The following is a 17,176-nucleotide window of genomic DNA, read 5'->3' on the forward strand; positions in this document are numbered from 1 at the left end:
CTCCTGCAAATACAATTCAATGCTGCCCCCTTGGAGCAGCATTGCCCCCGCGGCTCTTAAGCAGAATGACTCCCCGGCGCCTCCAGCACCTTCACCACGTCATCGATGACGGCTTTGCTCATATCCTGCAAATAACACGACGCCCAGGCGTACCGATCCGTGCTGCGAATCATCGCCGCGTCCTCGGCCAAGAGCTTGGCAACGTGGAGCAGGTCGGAGGCGTGGGATAAGGCTTCGCCGATGGGAATGCCGCTGTTGACGCGGAAGAGGGGACGGTCGGAGTGGTAGGAGAAGGGGGTTAGGCCTGGGGTTTTGAGGTCTTGCGGGTTTGGCATTGTCTGGCTCCTTGACTGTGAGAGCCGCAACCTTCCTTTCCTACGGGATTGGGTGGCGGCCATGCACGGGGTAGGAAAACCGGGAATCAAGGCACCCGGCACACCCGAAGGTGTCCCGCGCACAGCCGCCATAACGCATATCGCAGACACAAAAAAAGCGCCTGCAATAGTAAGCGAGGCGCAGCTGATACGCCTTGATTTACTTCGGGTTTCCTACGCCCGGTCGCTGAATTGGCAGCGATAGTTGGAGGGTAGCGGTCGATTGGATAGGGGACAATCGTGGCGCCATGCTGGCGGGGCTAGAAATTATGTGTCTGGGATTAACGCATCTGGGGCGGACGGAGCGAGCTTGCGCATGTATGGCAGAGTGCTAGCTTTACTGGCGTTGCCGTAAACGATCACGCTTAGCGCCGAGCCAACACTCTCCAAGGAAAGCTCGTAATGGACCTACATAACGAATTCGAAAACAGCAAATTCTTCCACCGCGCCCGTATTGATCGACGCGCTGCTGACGCATTGGTCGGGCTGGCTGCCGGGATTGCTGCAGATGGTGTGGTGAATACCACTGAAGCGGTGTTCCTGAAGCAATGGTTGGAAAGCAATCTGGCGCACCTGAACGATCCAGTGATTAATCTGCTGTATTCGCGTTTGGCGTGCATGCTTCAGGACGATGTTCTGGACCCGGATGAGTCTCTTGAGCTGCTTAATATCCTGCATGGTTTTTCTGGATTGGACATAGAGAGGCCAACGGCCGGCGGTGCTGTTGCCGTTGCGCCTACGGATCTTCCATTCAACACGCCGGCTCCTGAATTGGTTTGGGACGGCCGGATGTTTGTGTTTACGGGGGTCATGGCCTTTGGGCCGCGCAAAGATTGCCAGGCGTTAGTCGAGGAACGGGGTGGTTTGATTGGGGGCGGTGTGAGTAAGAAGGTGCATTACCTGGTGGTCGGTAGCGTGGGTAATGAGCAGTGGCGCCACAGTACCTACGGAACGAAGATCATGAAGGCAGTGGAATTGCGGGAGGCGGGCGCTTCGATCGCCATTGTGGGTGAGGATCATTGGCTAAAGGTTTTGTTTGGTTGAGGTTGCTTCGGTCGTGGTGCTTTAGGACGGACAGCTCCCAACCTGGCCAGCTAAGTGTCCGTGATGGCCTCATCGCGAGCAGGCTCGCTCCCACAGTATTCAGTGTGTGGATTGAAAGTGGACGTGCAGAAACAACAAAGCCCTCGCATTTCTGCGAGGGCTTCGTTTTTGTATGGTGCGGCACCAGGAGTAAAACACAATGCGCAGAACCCTTTAAAATAAAGGATCAAGCGTGTTCAGAATAAAAAGAAGGTACTCGAATAGGTCCTGGGTCCCTCCGTCGCGCGGGGGGCGTCTGCCTGGAAGCTCAGGCCGCGATGATCTGAAATTCCGTGGCCTTGGCAATCGGCCTGACGTGATTATTCTCGCGCTTCATTTCAACCAGCCCGTAACCAGACATGGTTTTTAGCGTCCGCGACAGGTTGCTTACCTTTCGCCCAGTAGCCTCGGCCAACGAGGTCAGAGATTCTGGCTGAGTTTCTTTGATGAGCTTGAGCAGCGCCCGGTTTTCGTCACTCAGCACCTCGGCCAGCGACTTCATGGACGGGAACCAAATTTTGGGCTCGGTTGCCTTGGGCTTGTACTCGCCACAGGCAATCGCCAATACACGGGCACGCATCTGCGCTTGCGACATGATGCCAATCTTTAATGTTTTCATTTCTTCACCTGCTCCAACACACGGTCAACGTCTGCGAAAAAATCCTGTAGCAACTGCTGAGCGTCTTTGAATTCATAGGGCACGCCCTTATCCGTACTCGACCGATGCTTATGGTCGTAGGGTAGGACCTGGCCCGCATATTTGAACTTGGCGGGCTTCACCAAGTGGGCATTGTCATAACCAAGCACCCTGGTTCCACCTCGATCATGCAGGGTGAGCGAGTATTTAATCCCATGCGGGATATGCTCAGAAGGCTCAACTTGGTAGGCCTCGATCTTGGCCCAGTAGCCACCCTCCTGAGCTAAAATTTCTTGGTGCAGGCTCAGTAACGTGTCGAGCCCATAGTCCCTTTGCATGTCACAAACCTTATCATCTGTTGATAAAACGTCAAGGGAGGAAGCAGGTTCACTCAGTCCTCTCGTCGCAACCCTCTAGGCTGCCCACGCAGCCTGCCTTGCGGAATCCCTGCATTGGCAGCGCAGGCGCCCCAGGAAGGTAAAACGGGGACAGATCACGATTAATTTGGCGTCTGCATATTCATTTCAGCCAAGAATCGTGGCCTGTCCCCGTACTTGTCCGGGATTGGGTGGCGGCCATGCACGGGGAGGAAAACCGGGAATCAAGGCTCCCGCACACTCGAAGGCGTCCCGCACAAAGCCGCCATAACGCATATCGCAGACACAAAAAAACGCCAGCATTAGTAAGCGAGGCGCAGCTGATACGCCTTGATGTACTTCGGGTTTCTTACGCCCGGTCGCTGAGTTGGCAGCGACAGTTGGAAGGTAGCGGTCGATTGGATAGGGGACAATCGTGGCGCCATGCTGGCGGGGTTAGAAATTGTGTGTCCGGGATTAACGCATCTGGGGCGGACGGAGCGAGCTTGCGTCTGTATGGCAGAGTGTCGGTGGCGGTGATGGCCTCATCGCGAGCAGGCTCGCTCCCACAGAATTCAGTATCTGGACAGAAAGTGGGCGTGCAGAAACAACAAAGCCCTCGCATTTCTGCGAGGGCTTTGTTTTGTATGGTGCGGCACCAGGAGTCAAATCGTATTCCAATATATTGATTTCATTCAATAAATGCTCGTAATAAAAATGACGCTATCTCTAAAAGTACCCTGGTTTCAGTCAAAAGACCTTTATCTGGTGAGTCTGTCAGTCGGACTTATGCGGCTAACTGTAGATGGAGCTTGTAGCGTGAAGTGGTTGCAATGGACTAAGAGCAATATTCGCAATCTACATTTCTCTGGACAGAAAATGCACCAAAATCAAAATCTTTAAGGTTAAATTCTAGACGCTTATTAATCACGCCCATAAATTCTAACGGGACTCCAAAAATTAATTTTATTGCTTCTGTAGCTGTAATCGATGCAGAAATGCTGCACAGAGGCCCCAGACTTCCTATTTTTCTGTACTTCCTGTTAAGCTTTTTGACACCAAATAGCTCTGCGGCATTGATTGGAGTGAGGACCTTATCAAAGCAATGAAAGCAAGCTGTAACTCCGGGGATTACGACTTGGCCGACTAGCGTTAGATGCAGATTATAACCTCCTCCAATGATATGCGATATTCTATTCTTCAGGCAGAAGTCGGAAACAATCTTGGACGTGTGGTCAACGCTTGGATAATCTGCGCAATTTATAATCATGTCAGGTATACATGGAAGTTGCTCCAAGTCTTCAATGGACTGCATTTTTTTGATATGTGTATATAGTCCGGTTCCATACGAGGTTTTTATATTGTTATAAGCGGCGGACACCTTTGGAGTCCCAATATCTGCCTCAAAAAAAAGATCCTGTCTATGGAGGTTGGATTCCTCAACAATATCATCATCCATAACAGTAATGTTCTTTACGCCTGCCTTGACCAAGCTATGTAAAACCCATGTGCCTACTGCACCAAGCCCCACAATTAGCACATTTCCACCCCATCCTTTCCGGAGTGAATTGTTGATGGCTGAAGTAGAGTGGAAATAACTCTCAAGTGTATTTATTAGTCTGGGAAATGAGTGCAGGCTCGACTGTTCATATTCTTCATCAATCTCAATCAGTACATATTTTGAATGAAGAAATTCAACTAGATCACTAAGCTCGTTAAGCAGTACTTCGGGGTATAGAGCACCGATTGACGCCACTGTCATCAAGCCATCAAATTGCTGAAGTAATTCAACGATGTTTGAGTACTTGAGGTCGAGTGAAAATCCAACTCTTAGATTACTATCGAAAAACTCAATAAGCGCACCGCGACGCACTAATGCAATGCAGCTTCTAAGCCTATAAACTTTATTTTCCACAGACATCGCAAACATCCCTAGCTGGAATTTCAATCCATTCAATTTCACCTTTTCCCGTCATAAACTCTCCTCGCTTAGAAAGTCTCGACTTATAGGCATTGCCGCCAGCAATGTAATTCAGTAGTTGCACGCAGCCGTACGACGCTGAAAAGAGAGACATGCTGTAAAGCCCACCACTACCTCCGATAACATGAGTTTTCGTGATGCTAGATTCATGTATCTTATAGGACGGCTTCCAATCCGCTAACGCTACGGTAAAGAAATTAGTAGAGCAATCAACACAATTGGACTCGCCGGGAATATAAAAGTCTCCCGTGCTCATTAGGTGCGCGTCAAAGCCTCCCGCTACATAGAGAGGAATGTTTTTTCTCCACAAATATCGCCCGAGCTTGGCTGATGTATGGCCGATATACGGTTCGTCTGCCGTATTAACAACTAACGAGGCGTCATCTACAAGGCCAGAAAGATCAGTGAGCGGCAGTAGTTTGTCCTGTATGCCAATTACATCAATTTCTGAATTTATTCTGAGAAGGTAGCGTTTTAGGGCATGAACTTTCGGCTGCCCTAATTCCGACTTTGAAAAATACGGATGTCTTTCGGAAGAGTGCTGTTCAAGTTTTTTATCGTCTACAAGCGTGAGCTTTGAAACGCCTGCTCTGGCTAAGCTGATGGCAATTGAAGAGCCAATTGCACCAATCCCAAAAATAACGCAGTGGGTATCCAAAATTCGCTTATGAGCAACTTCTGCAGGCACTCCAAAAATCCAATCCGACAGAAAATTAATCTGCCTTGAGTATCGAGAGTTCTGGTCTATATGAGATGGATGCTCTAGCACGCCATTGTCGATCAAGTATTGCAACGTCGATTTTAATTCGTCGGCATCCAACTCAAAATCAAGGCGTTCTAAATGGGTGGAAAGCGAATGAATTCCATCAAAGACTGACAATAATTCGCTGAAAGCAGGATCAATCTGGATAGATAGCTTTTGCCTAGTGTTAATATGATAAAACTGAATGGTACAAACATCAGTTTCAGTCATAGACACGTAAACATCCACGCTGTCTTTTATCTTTAAGACAGGATTCAGTGTGAAAGCGTCCATTCTTCATCCTACCGAGAGGGAATGGGTGCCAAAATGTTGGCACCACTCCATAATCAATATTGCAGTACGCCAGCATTCGCCTCGAGGTACTCATCCCACGAATCCAAGCTGCCATCGTCGGACCCGATATCTGGGCGAGTGCATACCCTAGTGCAGCAATCGCTTCTGCTGCCGGAACAAGTAGTAGTGTACTTTGTCCCAGCTTCAGGATGTTGATTTACCTCAGAAAACTTTAAACTTACCTTCTTTTTGACCATTGCTAACTCCGTTTACGTTATGGACACAGAGCAAAAACAATACCATAATGGCACAGTCATGTCACTCGCGGATTTTTAATACTGGAGTCACTCATGCACGGAAGTTCAAAAGAGAGGCTATTTGTCGTTAATGGTGCAAAGACCAATAATCTGAAAAGTCTAAATGTGACGATCAGATTGAACTCCATAACAGCTATAACTGGTATTAGCGGAGGGGGGAAATCATCATTAGCGTACGGTACATTGTACTCGATTTGTAAGCAACAGTTTAGCCAGCTTGAGTCCGGGACGTACGATCATGCGGTATACAATGTCGATGAGTTTCATGGTGCGCTTCCAGCAATAGCGCTAACGCAAAACAATTTTAACTCCAATCCCAGATCCACAATTTATTCGTATTTAGATATACCAAGCTATCTTTATTCAATCACTCCTAGTAATGACACGAATATTGACCAGTCAATTCTTCGCTTGAACAAGCCCGGAAATGAGTGCCCTCATTGTGGAGGAAGCCGAGAGACGCTTTCACTGAGTGAGAACCTCTTAATCGACGACTCAAAATCTTTGAAGGATACGCCATTTAAATGCTGGACAGGCGCCAATCTCTCCAAATATGGGGCTCTCCTTAGTGCTTTTTGTGAGGATGAGGGAATCGACATAAGGAAGACCGTGCGAGAGCTACCAGCGGCTCACAAAAAAAAGATATTGGAGGGGGAATCCGCTAAAAAATATAAAATAAGTTTTACCTTTTCCGGCAAGAGAAGAAGTAGAGAGGAACGGTATGTCGGACCAATGAGAACTTTGCAAGAATTCTCTCAAAGCAAAAACATATCTCAATACGATGCTTATAGAAAGTTTTCCACTCCTTCCCCCTGCATGATGTGTGATTCTACGGGAGTTGATCGTGAAAAGTTCAAACGAAGCAAAATTGGCGAAATGTCACTTTTTGATATTTTAAGACTTCCAATTTCAGAATGCCTTGAAATTTTGAAGGTGTCTTGTCAAAATTTTTCTCCCGCTCTCGACTCCCTGATTCATCAACTGGACACGTTGATGCAGCTTGAACTTGGATATCTGACGTTAGCTCGCCAGATCCCAAGCCTGTCCGGTGGAGAATTACAGAAACTCCGGTTCGCCCAAATATGCAACACTCAAATTTCAGGCGTATTATTTGTCCTTGATGAAATATCTTCACAGGTCTCCAAAAACCATCACGAACTTCTCATCCAAAAAATGAAGGAGATTTGTGATCGCGGGAACACGATTGTACTGATTGAGCACAACGATTACTTCATCGCGTCTGCAGATCAGGTAATCTGTGTAGGACCAGGTCCAGGAGAGGAGGGCGGATATATAGTACCGTACCTACCTCCTCAACGCATAGAACCTCGAAATCATAAAGTATTAGAAAAAAGAGATTTTTTTCAACTCCCTAAAGTATCTAATAACAATGTCGTAGGTGTGTCTGCTTCAGTACCGAGGGGCTCTATCACAGGCGTATGTGGTGTTTCAGGTTCAGGTAAGTCTTCATTCGCGTCCGCTATATCCCAATCCTTGCCACAAGTTAATTACGTATCGCAAAAACAAATGCGCGGAAATATTAGATCAACAATTTCAACCGCGTTAGATTTGAGTAGCACGATTGCAAACATTTACTCAAAGAATACGGGTGCGTCCAAAGAGTTATTCCTCCTGCAGCCAGGTAAACCCGGTTGCTGCGATGAGTGTGGAGGCACAGGCGTTATTGAGTTCACGAGAACCTTCGAAAAAACCGTAAAAATTTCATGCCCGACTTGTGAAGGTGCGTTGTTCTCAAATGAAGTTGATGATATCTGTATATCAGGATTGAATATTAAGGATTTCTATTTTAGTGCTCTTCATTCTTTGCCAAAGGAGCTTGTAGGGCAAAGTAAGAAAATTGCAAGCATTGTAGGAATATCCGAAGCGTTAGGAATATCTCATCTAAGCGTAAGCAGAAAAATTGGGAGCTTGTCCGGTGGCGAATCTCGCCGAGTTAAACTATTACAGGCGTTAGTCTCACCAAATAAAGAGAAAACTCTAATTATAGATGAGCCTGGAGCAGGCCTTGACAGGCTATCCGCAATAAATGCTATACGCCATATACATCAGTATGCCGAACGCTTTAAGGCGATTTTGGTCATTGACCATAAGCCTGAAATCCTGAATGAATGTGATTATCTACTGGAATTTGGACCGGGAGCGGGGCCTGATGGCGGAAAAATAGTATATTTTGGGCCTCCGGTGTACAACAGATTAATAGGCGGCCAACAAGACTGAATAAATAGATCTGCGGGGCCTAATCAGCCCCGCAGAGCTCGACTTTCAGTTTCCTGCGCTTTACAGTTTTTGAAAACCCATGAAGCTTTTAGACGCCTTGCGAGCAGCCGAATGGTAAGTAGATAGTAATAACTCGTCGATTCACTACGCCCGTATAGGCGATTGTTGAGAAACCATACCATATGCTTTTTCTGCCAAGCCCAAGGCGTATCTCGCTGCCAGCGCTCTGCGATTTCAGATTGAATCAGTTTCGCCTGACGCAAATGGCGTTTGCGCGTTGCGTGCGATCCGGTCAGGACGCCGGTCAGAAACAATTCCATATCGAAGGGCTTACTCATGTCAGTCCTCCGATGTAGGCAGCGACCACATCAATCCTACCGTGCCCCAGCTCATAGCCGATTTGGCTTCGTGCTTCATAATCAAGACGCGGATCCATCTGGCGGCATTGACCACCGTTGATAGGGGCGCCGTGTTGGGTGATTTGCTCGTAGTGCTCACATGTGTAAGTCGCTCGTAATTCATGGAAGCCTTTGAGGTTGTATGCGTGGAGAATGTCCCGCGCAGGGCGGACTATTTCCTGTAGAACGTTGAAGTAACTTTCGTGTGGCGCAATCAGGTTGCGGCTACCCGCAGGCGACACCTGCTTCGCAAATCCAAGCGATACTCGAACTTGCTCGTCCATCGTAATCCAGCGGGGTGCCGATGCACCGACACGGCCGCCTTTGGTGCCGTCTTGGATGTTGATCTTGCCGAATTCTCTAGCCTCCCGACTTAGCCGTGGTAGATCCGCCAAGATGGCCTCACGCAAGCGCATGCGGTGGCTCGCGCCAATAGAACGATAGCGGCGGCCCTCAGCTGATGATGGCTGCAAAGCGCATCGACGATCTGTTGAACCTGTCCGTGGTCCTGGCCCTGCGGCACCGAGTGTCGAACCCCGGTGCGCTGCATACCCAACGCCTTGCTCGGACTTGGCAATTCACGCACTGATCACCGCGAAGCGCCGCCATGGTCCTGTTAACGCTGGATAGCCGATTTTGCACAGTGCTGATGGCGAGGTCACCGAGTCCAACTAGGTTACGGAGATACGCTGCATAGTTAGCCAACACCTTCCGATCAATCTTCCGCGCATCATTGATACCGGGCCCCTGTTCGGATCGGCACCACTTCACAAATGCCTGCAACCGATCAGAATGCGCCTTGACCGTGCCGTAATGGCCACCGCCGAACATGTCTTTCAATGCCTGCGGCCCTGCGTAGCTCAATTGCCTGCCGTAGCCGAAGTTGCGGCCATCGCGCCTACCCACTAATGCCATGTCGGTTACCTCATCGACTTTTCTCCGATCCTCGCCCCACGTCATCCCGCCAAGAATGTTGAGTGTTATCAGGGATCAAGGCCCCTGCGACCTGTGAGGGTTGTCCACTAACGCGGGACTGACGGCTCTTTACGACCGGGAGCTTGGGCATCTCATGATCTGGCCTCCTGAGCACTTCCGAGGAAGTGGGCGGGTGGAGGCTGCGCTGGCCGACGAGACCTGCGCCGCGGGATCCTGAGTCGGGTGAAGGCAGGGATACGATGACCGGGGCGTGCCTGACTGTCAGTCAGGTGTAGTCCATTCCATGGGCTGCGGCACCATCATCTGCATCGCTGTTGCTGGTGACTTCGGTGTTTGGCACGCCGATTGTCACGAGGGGAAATGCCGCAAAGCCTTGTACGAGGTGGGCTGCAGCAGCGGTAGGAGCGCTCGTCTCTTTCCGGAAGAAGAGACGGGCGCAGGTTGGCGCAAGGAAATGGCCAAGCGGATAGGTTGCTGCAGGGCAGCTATGAAAGGGGGTGAGTTGCCGCAGTGGGCACACTGGTAAAAGTAGGCATCCATCACATCGCTGTGACCGTGCGAGCCGCCGGACGCTAATCGCACTTTGGGAGAGCCACCACTGTGTGGCGTAGCCCTAAAGGTTCTGGGAATTTGTTGGGGCCGACCACGATTTTTGGCTGGAATGATGAAACAGGGAATTAACCGCAGTCTGTTTCTAGTTTCTCTACGCTAGGCGCCATTGCTGTTGATCTTTCCAATCATTTGGAAATCCCATGAGCCTCAAATAATCCAGTTCCTGCTGATCCATGATTTCGGCCAGGCGAAGCTTCCACTGGCTGTCTGGGCTGATCAAGTCGGTTAGGTAGGCCAGCATCGTCAATACGACGTAGAGCCGCTGTTTGGGCTGAGGCTGGTCGGCGGGGGCAGTGGGAATGGCCCATTCTTTAGGTAAGGATGGTCGAATCGAGAGTTCTCGGTTCCATAGCCGTGAGTGGTGGGCACAGCAGTTGCGAATGAAGGTCAGCGTGTGGAGCCAGGAGGCCAATACTTCGAAGGGCAAGCTGAATCTGGTGGCGATAGCTTTCTTGTCGGCGCTTTTGCCTATGGCATTGAAGAGGGTAGATACCGTCCCAAGGCTGAGCTCTTCCAGGACCGCCCAAGCGGGTGGCAGCTCAGGGGAGGCATAGGTTGCACCGTAATATCGGAAGTAGTTGTCACGCATGCGGTTTTCTATCCGCTGTTGTTGGAGCCCATCGGCTTGCCGACCCTTTTTGATGCGGTCGATATCACGTCTGAGTTTGCTGCGTTCCTTAATCAATTGCTCCCGCAACGGACGCAACAGATCGGGGTGTGAGTATGACGAGGAGAAGACTGACGCGTCAGCTATCCAGTCAGGCCCGTACTTAGGGCACATATGATTGCTGATAGTCGCTCGTATGGCGACTTCGACACGTTCGATGGCATCCATGGCGATGCGCCGCAACGAACCATCGAAGCGGTAGATATCGACGATTGCCTTCAGTGTGCTGCCAGGCTTGAAAGTATGTTCAGGGTCTGGCTCCTGAAAGGGGCGCATGTAGGGACTCAGACGAAACAGCGTGACCACTTCGAGAAAACGCATGGCCCGATCATCGTTGGCGATGTGCAAACCTCGTTGCTTTAGCAGTTCCAATTGCTGTTCTACGCTGAGGGCCGGCTTGTCGAAGGGCCTCATGTAGTTTTCTCCAGGCAAAAAAAACCCGCACGATTTGAGCTTGCTGACTGGGTCAACCTAGGCTTGGCGGGTGTGTTGGGGTGCATTATAGGTCGGTGCAAGCGACCGTCAACGTTGTACTGACGTGAAATTGTAACGAGTAGGAGCGCAGGCAAGGTTTGGTCTGTGGATGCTGATAAGGCGATATTGGTCTTATCCAGCTCCTAGGAAGGTTCAACCTCCAGAAACAACAAAGCCCTCGCATTTCTGCGAGGGCTTCGTTTTGTATGGTGCCGGCACCAGGAGTCGAACCCGGGACCTACTGATTACAAGTCAGTTGCTCTACCAACTGAGCTATACCGGCGTGTGGGCGACGATTATAGCGATTGGGTGCGTTCTGTAAACCCCTGAATTCTGACTATTTTTGCAGGGCCTCGGCTCAGGCGCGGCGCACGAGGTTGCGCACTTTCTGCAAGGTTCGCCAGGTACGGCTGTTTTGCAGGGCATGGAGTTGGGCTTCGGCCCGTTCGGCGCGTTGCAGGGCGGCGGTGAGTTGCTGGTCGGGTTCGCTCAGGGGGTGGCTGAATTTGTGGCCTTTGCAGAACTGGAACCCGTCGAGGTTGCACGGGGGGATGTCGAAAGCGGGTTTGAGCGCCAGGTGTTCTTCGGCGAGGTAAAAGGTGTTGAGGCCGTCGAACAGGATGGAGTGGTAGCCGGCGTCGGTGACGAGGGTTTCCCAGGTCTGGTCGCGGGCCCATGGGGTTTCGATGAGGATGATCCAGGGGCGCCAGCGGGTGAAGTCCATGCCGCGCAGCACGGTTTCTTCGTGGCCTTCGACGTCGATTTTCAGAAAGTGGATGGGGCGGTCCTGGGCGTATTGTTCGCAGATCGAAGTCAGGGTGCGGGACTGGACGGTCTGCTTGCTTACCTTCATGCCCGCGTCGCGGTGCTGTTGGGCGACGCTGGCTTCGACGGTGGACAGGCCCGTGTCGGCGATGGTGTAGAAGGTCAGGCTGGCGGCGTTTTCGCCGGCTACGCATTGCAGGTTGATGTCGTTTGGCCGTTCTTGGCAGAGAGCGTCGTAGTAGGCCTGCACCGGTTCGATGTTGATCCCGTGCCAGCCGTGATCGTAGAACGCCCGGGTCACGGAATCATCTGTTGGATGATTGGCGCCTATGTCCAGATAAAAGCCGTTTTCCACCGATTGAAGGGCGCGCCACAGGCGTATGTCTTCGAAGTTCTGTGCGTAGGAAATGAACGTCACGGCCAGTCCTTGTGTGTGTCGGCATTGTGTCAATCACGATACGAAAGGCTGTTGTACTGCACAGGCGCGATGGGCGCAATTGCTGGCGTGTGGGAGCACTGAGTTCGGCGGTTATGTCGTTTTGCTTGAACGCTTATGCACAACGGGCGGGGTGGGGCGACTGCCATCTTGCGATTTTGTGACAGTTTTCTCGTTTGCTCGCAAATGCCTGTTTTAATGGTTTTTTATCCATATGAATAAAAAATGACCAGCCTCGCTTCCAGCAGAAAATCGCGGATTAATTGGATCCAAGACAATTTCATCAACAGAGTTATCCACAGGCTGTTTCATGTCAGCGACGTTCGGCCAGCAGCATCAGATTTCGCGGCGTGAGGGGCGTTTCGCAGAAGGTGCCGAGGCGGACGTGGTAGTTTTTCTGGCTGAGGAAAAGCGCCCGATCCAGCACCAGCCACAGCTCAAGAGGCCGCCGGAAAAGGCCGCGGACCAATTCCAGGTTGCGCACTTGGGCCAGGCGTTGATGGCCGGCCGCTTCCAGTGCCGACCAGTCAGGCGAGCCGACTGTGGATAAGTCTTTCAGGGCTGCCAGATCGGTGCAGTACTCGATGAAGGATTTTTCCAGCCAGGCGCTGGGGAGCGAGAGGGTGGGCAGATAGTCGTCGCGGCCCCGGATCTGTCGTTGCAGCAGGTCAAAGCTCAGGCGCCGAGCCATGGAGTGGTCCCGTTGCCGCCGGATGCGGGCGCCGGCGGTGACGGTTTCGGTCAGTGGCAGGCTGAGATCATCGAGCGTTAGCTGTAGGACCGAACCCTTGGCGGCGTCGGACAGCGGTTGATAGCGTTCAGCACTGATGCGGTTGTAGCAGCACGGGGCGATTGCCAGTTGCGTGCAACCAGCGGCGCTCGCCAATTGCATCAGGCGCACATGCAGGTCGCCGCAGGCGTGCAGGGCTACCGGTGTGTGTTCAGGGCGGATCGCCAGGACTGCCTCTGCCGCCAGCACGTCTTGCTGCAAGTGCGTGGCGGGCAGACGGTTGCGTTGGCTTAGTTGCTGGCCGCTGGCGACCAGGGCTGGGTCGTATTCCAGGCAAGTCAGCTGTTGTTCAGCCTGCAGCAAGCGTCGGCCAAGATGACCTTTGCCGGCGCACCAATCGAGCCAGTGGGTCGGTTTGGTAGCGAAGTGCAGGCGACTGGCGAAGGCTTCGATTTGCTGCCATTTGCGCCCTGGCACGTCGACGCTGAGGCGATGGGCGGCGGTTTCGAGCTCTTTGCCCGGCAGTTCTGCGACGACGCTCAACGCATGGGAAATGCCCGCCAGTTCTGGAAATGGCGCGGGTGCATGTTGAATCAGCCAGGGTTGGTGATGGTCGTTTTCCGCGTCTTCCAGCGAACGCTGGCGTAGCCATTGGGCCAGCTCAGGGTAGGACCGTTCCCATGGCAGCTGCAGATGGGTGAACGGACGCGGTTTCCACAATGCCTGGTGCGTTGTGAGAAAAGCATCCAGCGCGGTGAAACGGGCGAGTAACGCCTCGCCCGTCAACACGCCGCTGTCAGCGTCCTTGGCAGGCATCGACGCGCAACCAGCGTTCCAGCTGTTTGAAGCCCTGCACCAGCACGAACGCCATCAGCAGGTAGAACATGCCGGCCGCGAAGAAGATTTCCACCGGCAGGTAGGTCCGAGCAATGATGGTCCGGGCCATACCGGTCAGCTCCAGCAGGGTCACGGTGCTCGCCAGGGCGCTGGCCTTGAGCATCAGGATCACTTCGTTGCTGTAGGCCGGCAGGCCGATGCGCGCGGCGCGAGGCAGGATGATGTAGAACAACGCCTTGGGTCGGGACATGCCCAGGGCTCGCGCGGCCTCGATTTCACCACGGGGGATGGCCTGGATCGCGCCGCGCAGGATCTCGGCGATGTAGGCGGCGGTGTGCAGGGTCATGGTGGCCGTGGCGCACCAGAACGGATCCCGCAGATAGGGCCACAGCGAACTGCTGCGCACGGCGTCGAACTGCGCCAGACCGTAGTAGACCAGGAACAGCTGAACCAATAACGGCGTGCCACGGAAAAAGAAAATGTAGGCGTAGGGTAACGCCCGCACGTACCACAGGCGTGAGGAGCGGGCGATGCCCAGCGGAATCGCCAGCAGCAGACCGGCGATCACGGCGATGGCGACCAGCTCCAGGGTCAGTGTCGCGCCTTGGGCCAGTTTCGGCAGCCACTTGATGATGACTTCCCAGTTCATTGGGTGCTCCTGGCAAAGCCGCGAGCGGCACGTCGTTCCAGAAAATGCATGCCGATCATGGCCAGCACGGTAAGGCCCAGGTACATGAACGCGGCCACCATATAGAAGGTGAACGGTTGCTTGGACACGGTCACGCCGATTTGCGCGTGCCGCATGATTTCTTCCAGGCCGATCACCGACACCAGCGCGGTGTCTTTCATCAGGATCATGAACAGGTTGCCCAGCCCGGGCAGGGCGATGCGCCACATCTGCGGCATGATCAGCCGAGTGAAGATCCGCCACTTGGACAACCCCAGCGCCACGCCAGCTTCGCGATGGCCCTTGGGAATGGCCAGGATCGCGCCGCGAAATACTTCCGTGGCGTAGGCGCCAAAGCACAGGCCCAGGGCGATGACGCCAGCGGCGAAGGCGTTGAGGGAAAGGTCCGGGTTACCGAAGTATTCGCCCAGGGCACGCATGAGATTGACGGTGCCGAAGTAGATCAGCAGCACCCAGAGCAATTCGGGGATGCCGCGAACCAGTGTCGAATAAGTGCCGCCCAGCCATTGCAGCGGCTTGTACGGGGAAGTCTTGGCCAAGGCGCCGAGCAAGCCGAGCACCAGCCCCAGGCAGAGGGCCGAGAGCGCCAGTTTGACGGTCATCAGCGCGCCAGCGGCGAGCGCCGGGCCGAATCCGTAGAGATCGATCATCATGGGTGTGTGTTCATATCGCGGCAGGCTTTGCTAAGGGCCGGCGCCGCAATGAAGCGGCGCCGGCCAGGCACGTCAGTATCAATAGATGCTGAACGGGAAGTACTTGTCGTTGATCTTTTTATAGGTGCCGTCGGCAACGATTTCCTTGAGCGCGGCGTTCAGCTTGTTGCGCAGTTCGTCGTCACCCTTGCGCACGGCGATACCGATCTTGTCGCTTTCCACCACTGGGTCGCCTTTGAATTCGAAGGCGGCGCCGTCTTTGCTCTTGAGCCATTCGTATTGCACGTATTTGTCCGCCAGGATGGCGTCAACGCGGCCCGAGAGCAGGTCCAGGTAAGCGTTTTCCTGGGTATCGTAGAGCGTGACCTTTACGTTGTAGTCATCTTCCATGTTGCGGTCTTCCAGCCAGGTGCCGGCCAGCGTGGCGCGTTGTGCGCCAATGGTCTTGCCGCTCAGGTAGGCCTTGTCGGTCTTGAAGTCTTCGGTGGCCTTCGGTGCGATGAATTGCAGCTTGTTGGAGTAGTACGGTTCGGTGAAGTCCACGGCCTGCTTGCGTTCCTCGGTAATCGACAGCGAGGAGATCAGGAAGTCGAACTTCTTGGCGTTCAGGGCCGGAATGATGCCGTCCCAGTCGGAGGTCACCACGCTGCATTCGACTTTCATCTTGGCGCACAGGGCGTCGCCAATGTCCTTGTCGAAGCCGACCACGTTGCCGCTGGCATCTTTGTTATTGAACGGCGGGTAGGCCGCTTCGATGCCCATCTTCAGTGTTTCCGCGGCCATGGCGCTGGCCGAGAAGACCAGACTGGCGGCAGCGGCCAGGAGAAATTTCTTGTAGGTCTGCATATGTACTGCTCCGTTAGCGGTTGCTGGACATGAATTGTTTGCAGCGCGCCGAAAGCGGGTTTTCGAAGACCTGCTGTGGCGATCCTTGCTCCTCGACCAAGCCTTGATGAAGGAACACCACTTCGCTGGAAACCTGACGGGCGAAGCCCATTTCGTGAGTCACCAGCAGCATGGTGCGGCCTTCTTCGGCCAGGGCGCGGATCACACTAAGTACTTCCTGGACCATTTCCGGGTCAAGGGCAGAGGTGGGTTCGTCGAACAGAATCACTTTAGGCTGCATCGCCAGAGTGCGGGCGATGGCGGCGCGCTGCTGCTGACCACCGGAAAGCTCGGCAGGGTAGGCATGACGCTTGTCGGCGATGCCGACCTTGGCCAGCAGGGCTTCAGCCACTTCCACGGCCTCGGCCTTGCTCTGGCCGAGCACCCGGCGCGGGGCTTCGATGATGTTGTCGAGCACGCTCATGTGCGGCCAGAGGTTAAAGTTTTGAAACACAAAACCGATTTCGCTGCGCATGCGGTTGATCTGTTTGCCATCGGCGGCCACCAGTTCACCGTTTTTCGCGGCCTTGAGCTTGAGTTCTTCGCCGGCCACCAGGATCTGGCCCTGGTTGGGATTTTCCAGCAGGTTGATGCAGCGCAGGAATGTGGACTTGCCGGAACCGGAGGAACCCAGGATCGAGATCACATCGCCGTCGCGGGCGGTCAGCGAGACGCCTTTGAGCACCTCCAGCTTTCCGTAGCGTTTGTGCAGGTTGCGGATTTCAAGCGCGGGCGTGGCCTGGGCCATGTGCGGTCCTCATGGTGTGTGCTCCCTTGCTGTTGGCGGCCTTCCTGGCGAGGCGGCCAAGCTAGCATAGCGTCCGAATGGCAGCCAACAGCGCTACGGGTGGTAAACCGCGAATGTGCGGCAGGTTGTCGCATCGGCGCAGCAGACTGTCGCGCCATCAACAACCGAACGGCCGTTCGAACTCTGTTTACCGGTAAAAATCCCGGGGAGTCGCGTAAAAAAAGGCGCGATGGTGCCAGCTTTGGCTGGGGGTTGGAAGGGTTAATCGGATGAGTGTTGCCGTTGTGCGTTTTTATCGTCCATAGGAAGTTTTAGCTGGCTGTCC

Annotated in this window: 15 protein-coding genes, 1 tRNA gene and 1 pseudogene; 2 read left to right on the forward strand and 15 right to left on the reverse strand. The window is 53.4% G+C overall.

All coding sequences use genetic code 11. The features are described 5' to 3' along the window. Positions 1-56 precede the first annotated feature (56 nt). Positions 57-335 carry a DUF3077 domain-containing protein gene (locus HQ912_RS02630; RefSeq protein ID WP_047226879.1) on the reverse strand — a complete coding sequence of 93 codons (279 nt, stop codon included), beginning with the start codon at positions 333-335 and terminating at the stop codon, positions 57-59. A gap of 441 nt (positions 336-776) precedes the next feature. On the opposite strand from HQ912_RS02630, the gene HQ912_RS02635 reads away from it, so the two are divergent. After that, complete coding sequence (locus tag HQ912_RS02635) at positions 777-1,418, forward strand: BRCT domain-containing protein (protein ID WP_047226880.1); 642 nt, start codon at positions 777-779, stop codon at positions 1,416-1,418. 307 nt (positions 1,419-1,725) lie between these two features. Here the strand turns inward: HQ912_RS02635 and HQ912_RS27720 are convergent, their stop codons facing one another. The 4 genes from HQ912_RS27720 to HQ912_RS02655 all read right to left on the reverse strand — a co-directional run bounded on the left by HQ912_RS27720 (position 1,726) and on the right by HQ912_RS02655 (position 5,467). Next, positions 1,726-2,076, reverse strand: coding sequence for a transcriptional regulator (locus HQ912_RS27720; RefSeq protein WP_047226881.1), 351 nt, complete (start codon positions 2,074-2,076; stop codon positions 1,726-1,728). Then, positions 2,073-2,432, reverse strand: a complete 360-nt coding sequence (locus HQ912_RS02645; RefSeq protein WP_173406441.1) for a DUF6516 family protein — start codon at positions 2,430-2,432, stop codon at positions 2,073-2,075. Before HQ912_RS02645 ends, HQ912_RS27720 begins: the two co-directional genes overlap by 4 nt. A gap of 856 nt (positions 2,433-3,288) precedes the next feature. Then, complete coding sequence (locus tag HQ912_RS02650) at positions 3,289-4,371, reverse strand: ThiF family adenylyltransferase (protein ID WP_173406442.1); 1,083 nt, start codon at positions 4,369-4,371, stop codon at positions 3,289-3,291. Next, positions 4,355-5,467: a ThiF family adenylyltransferase gene (locus HQ912_RS02655; protein WP_173406443.1), complete on the reverse strand. Its 1,113-nt coding sequence runs from the start codon at positions 5,465-5,467 to the stop codon at positions 4,355-4,357. The genes HQ912_RS02650 and HQ912_RS02655 overlap by 17 nt, the downstream gene beginning before the upstream one ends. Positions 5,468-5,817: 350 nt before the next feature. Here HQ912_RS02655 and HQ912_RS02660 point away from each other — a divergent pair, with 350 nt between their 5' ends. Continuing rightward, complete coding sequence (locus HQ912_RS02660; RefSeq protein WP_173406444.1) at positions 5,818-8,022, forward strand: ATP-binding cassette domain-containing protein; 2,205 nt, start codon at positions 5,818-5,820, stop codon at positions 8,020-8,022. A 23-nt stretch (positions 8,023-8,045) separates the two neighbouring features. Here HQ912_RS02660 and HQ912_RS02665 read toward each other — a convergent pair whose 3' ends face one another. The 10 genes and pseudogenes from HQ912_RS02665 to HQ912_RS02710 all read right to left on the reverse strand — a co-directional run bounded on the left by HQ912_RS02665 (position 8,046) and on the right by HQ912_RS02710 (position 16,851). After that, on the reverse strand, positions 8,046-8,360 hold the full coding sequence (locus tag HQ912_RS02665; protein ID WP_173406445.1) for a hypothetical protein: 315 nt from the start codon (positions 8,358-8,360) through the stop codon (positions 8,046-8,048). Next, positions 8,357-9,335: pseudogene (locus HQ912_RS02670) on the reverse strand (integrase). The gene HQ912_RS02665 and the pseudogene HQ912_RS02670 overlap by 4 nt, the downstream one beginning before the upstream one ends. 724 nt (positions 9,336-10,059) lie before the next feature. After that, positions 10,060-11,049, reverse strand: coding sequence for an Abi family protein (locus HQ912_RS02675; RefSeq protein ID WP_173406446.1), 990 nt, complete (start codon positions 11,047-11,049; stop codon positions 10,060-10,062). Between the two features lie 267 nt (positions 11,050-11,316). Next, positions 11,317-11,392 (reverse strand) — tRNA-Thr (locus HQ912_RS02680). Between the two features lie 75 nt (positions 11,393-11,467). Continuing rightward, entirely contained in the window at positions 11,468-12,292 is an 825-nt protein-coding gene (locus HQ912_RS02685; protein WP_047226883.1) for an FkbM family methyltransferase, read from the reverse strand. 331 nt (positions 12,293-12,623) lie between these two features. Continuing rightward, the gene (locus tag HQ912_RS02690) at positions 12,624-13,856 is read right to left on the reverse strand and encodes a methyltransferase (protein ID WP_173406447.1); all 1,233 of its coding nucleotides are present in this window, start codon (positions 13,854-13,856) and stop codon (positions 12,624-12,626) included. Continuing rightward, entirely contained in the window at positions 13,837-14,526 is a 690-nt protein-coding gene (locus HQ912_RS02695) for an ABC transporter permease (protein WP_047226885.1), read from the reverse strand. The genes HQ912_RS02690 and HQ912_RS02695 overlap by 20 nt, the downstream gene beginning before the upstream one ends. Continuing rightward, positions 14,523-15,218, reverse strand: coding sequence for an ABC transporter permease (locus tag HQ912_RS02700; RefSeq protein WP_076383342.1), 696 nt, complete (start codon positions 15,216-15,218; stop codon positions 14,523-14,525). The genes HQ912_RS02695 and HQ912_RS02700 overlap by 4 nt, the downstream gene beginning before the upstream one ends. Positions 15,219-15,296: 78 nt before the next feature. Next, entirely contained in the window at positions 15,297-16,064 is a 768-nt protein-coding gene (locus HQ912_RS02705) for an ABC transporter substrate-binding protein (RefSeq protein WP_047226887.1), read from the reverse strand. Positions 16,065-16,077: 13 nt separating this feature from the next. Beyond that, on the reverse strand, positions 16,078-16,851 hold the full coding sequence (locus HQ912_RS02710) for an ABC transporter ATP-binding protein (RefSeq protein WP_047226888.1): 774 nt from the start codon (positions 16,849-16,851) through the stop codon (positions 16,078-16,080). Positions 16,852-17,176 lie beyond the last annotated feature (325 nt).

Origin of the sequence: Pseudomonas sp. MPDS (assembly GCF_013283895.1) — a bacterium.
Classification (GTDB): domain Bacteria; phylum Pseudomonadota; class Gammaproteobacteria; order Pseudomonadales; family Pseudomonadaceae; genus Aquipseudomonas; species Aquipseudomonas rhizophila.

Bases quoted from the DNA above. Each gene is read 5' to 3' on its own strand.
- HQ912_RS02675 (WP_173406446.1), bottom strand. From the start codon at position 11,049: ATGAGGCCCTTCGACAAGCCGGCCCTCAGCGTAGAACAGCAATTGGAA.
- HQ912_RS02660 (WP_173406444.1), top strand. From the start codon at position 5,818: ATGCACGGAAGTTCAAAAGAGAGGCTATTTGTCGTTAATGGTGCAAAG.
- HQ912_RS02655 (WP_173406443.1), bottom strand. From the start codon at position 5,467: ATGGACGCTTTCACACTGAATCCTGTCTTAAAGATAAAAGACAGCGTG.
- HQ912_RS02645 (WP_173406441.1), bottom strand. From the start codon at position 2,432: ATGCAAAGGGACTATGGGCTCGACACGTTACTGAGCCTGCACCAAGAA.
- HQ912_RS02705 (WP_047226887.1), bottom strand. From the start codon at position 16,064: ATGCAGACCTACAAGAAATTTCTCCTGGCCGCTGCCGCCAGTCTGGTC.
- HQ912_RS02710 (WP_047226888.1), bottom strand. From the start codon at position 16,851: ATGGCCCAGGCCACGCCCGCGCTTGAAATCCGCAACCTGCACAAACGC.
- HQ912_RS02650 (WP_173406442.1), bottom strand. From the start codon at position 4,371: ATGTCTGTGGAAAATAAAGTTTATAGGCTTAGAAGCTGCATTGCATTA.
- HQ912_RS02690 (WP_173406447.1), bottom strand. From the start codon at position 13,856: ATGCCTGCCAAGGACGCTGACAGCGGCGTGTTGACGGGCGAGGCGTTA.
- HQ912_RS02665 (WP_173406445.1), bottom strand. From the start codon at position 8,360: ATGAGTAAGCCCTTCGATATGGAATTGTTTCTGACCGGCGTCCTGACC.
- HQ912_RS02630 (WP_047226879.1), bottom strand. From the start codon at position 335: ATGCCAAACCCGCAAGACCTCAAAACCCCAGGCCTAACCCCCTTCTCC.
- HQ912_RS02700 (WP_076383342.1), bottom strand. From the start codon at position 15,218: ATGATGATCGATCTCTACGGATTCGGCCCGGCGCTCGCCGCTGGCGCG.
- HQ912_RS27720 (WP_047226881.1), bottom strand. From the start codon at position 2,076: ATGAAAACATTAAAGATTGGCATCATGTCGCAAGCGCAGATGCGTGCC.
- HQ912_RS02635 (WP_047226880.1), top strand. From the start codon at position 777: ATGGACCTACATAACGAATTCGAAAACAGCAAATTCTTCCACCGCGCC.
- HQ912_RS02695 (WP_047226885.1), bottom strand. From the start codon at position 14,526: ATGAACTGGGAAGTCATCATCAAGTGGCTGCCGAAACTGGCCCAAGGC.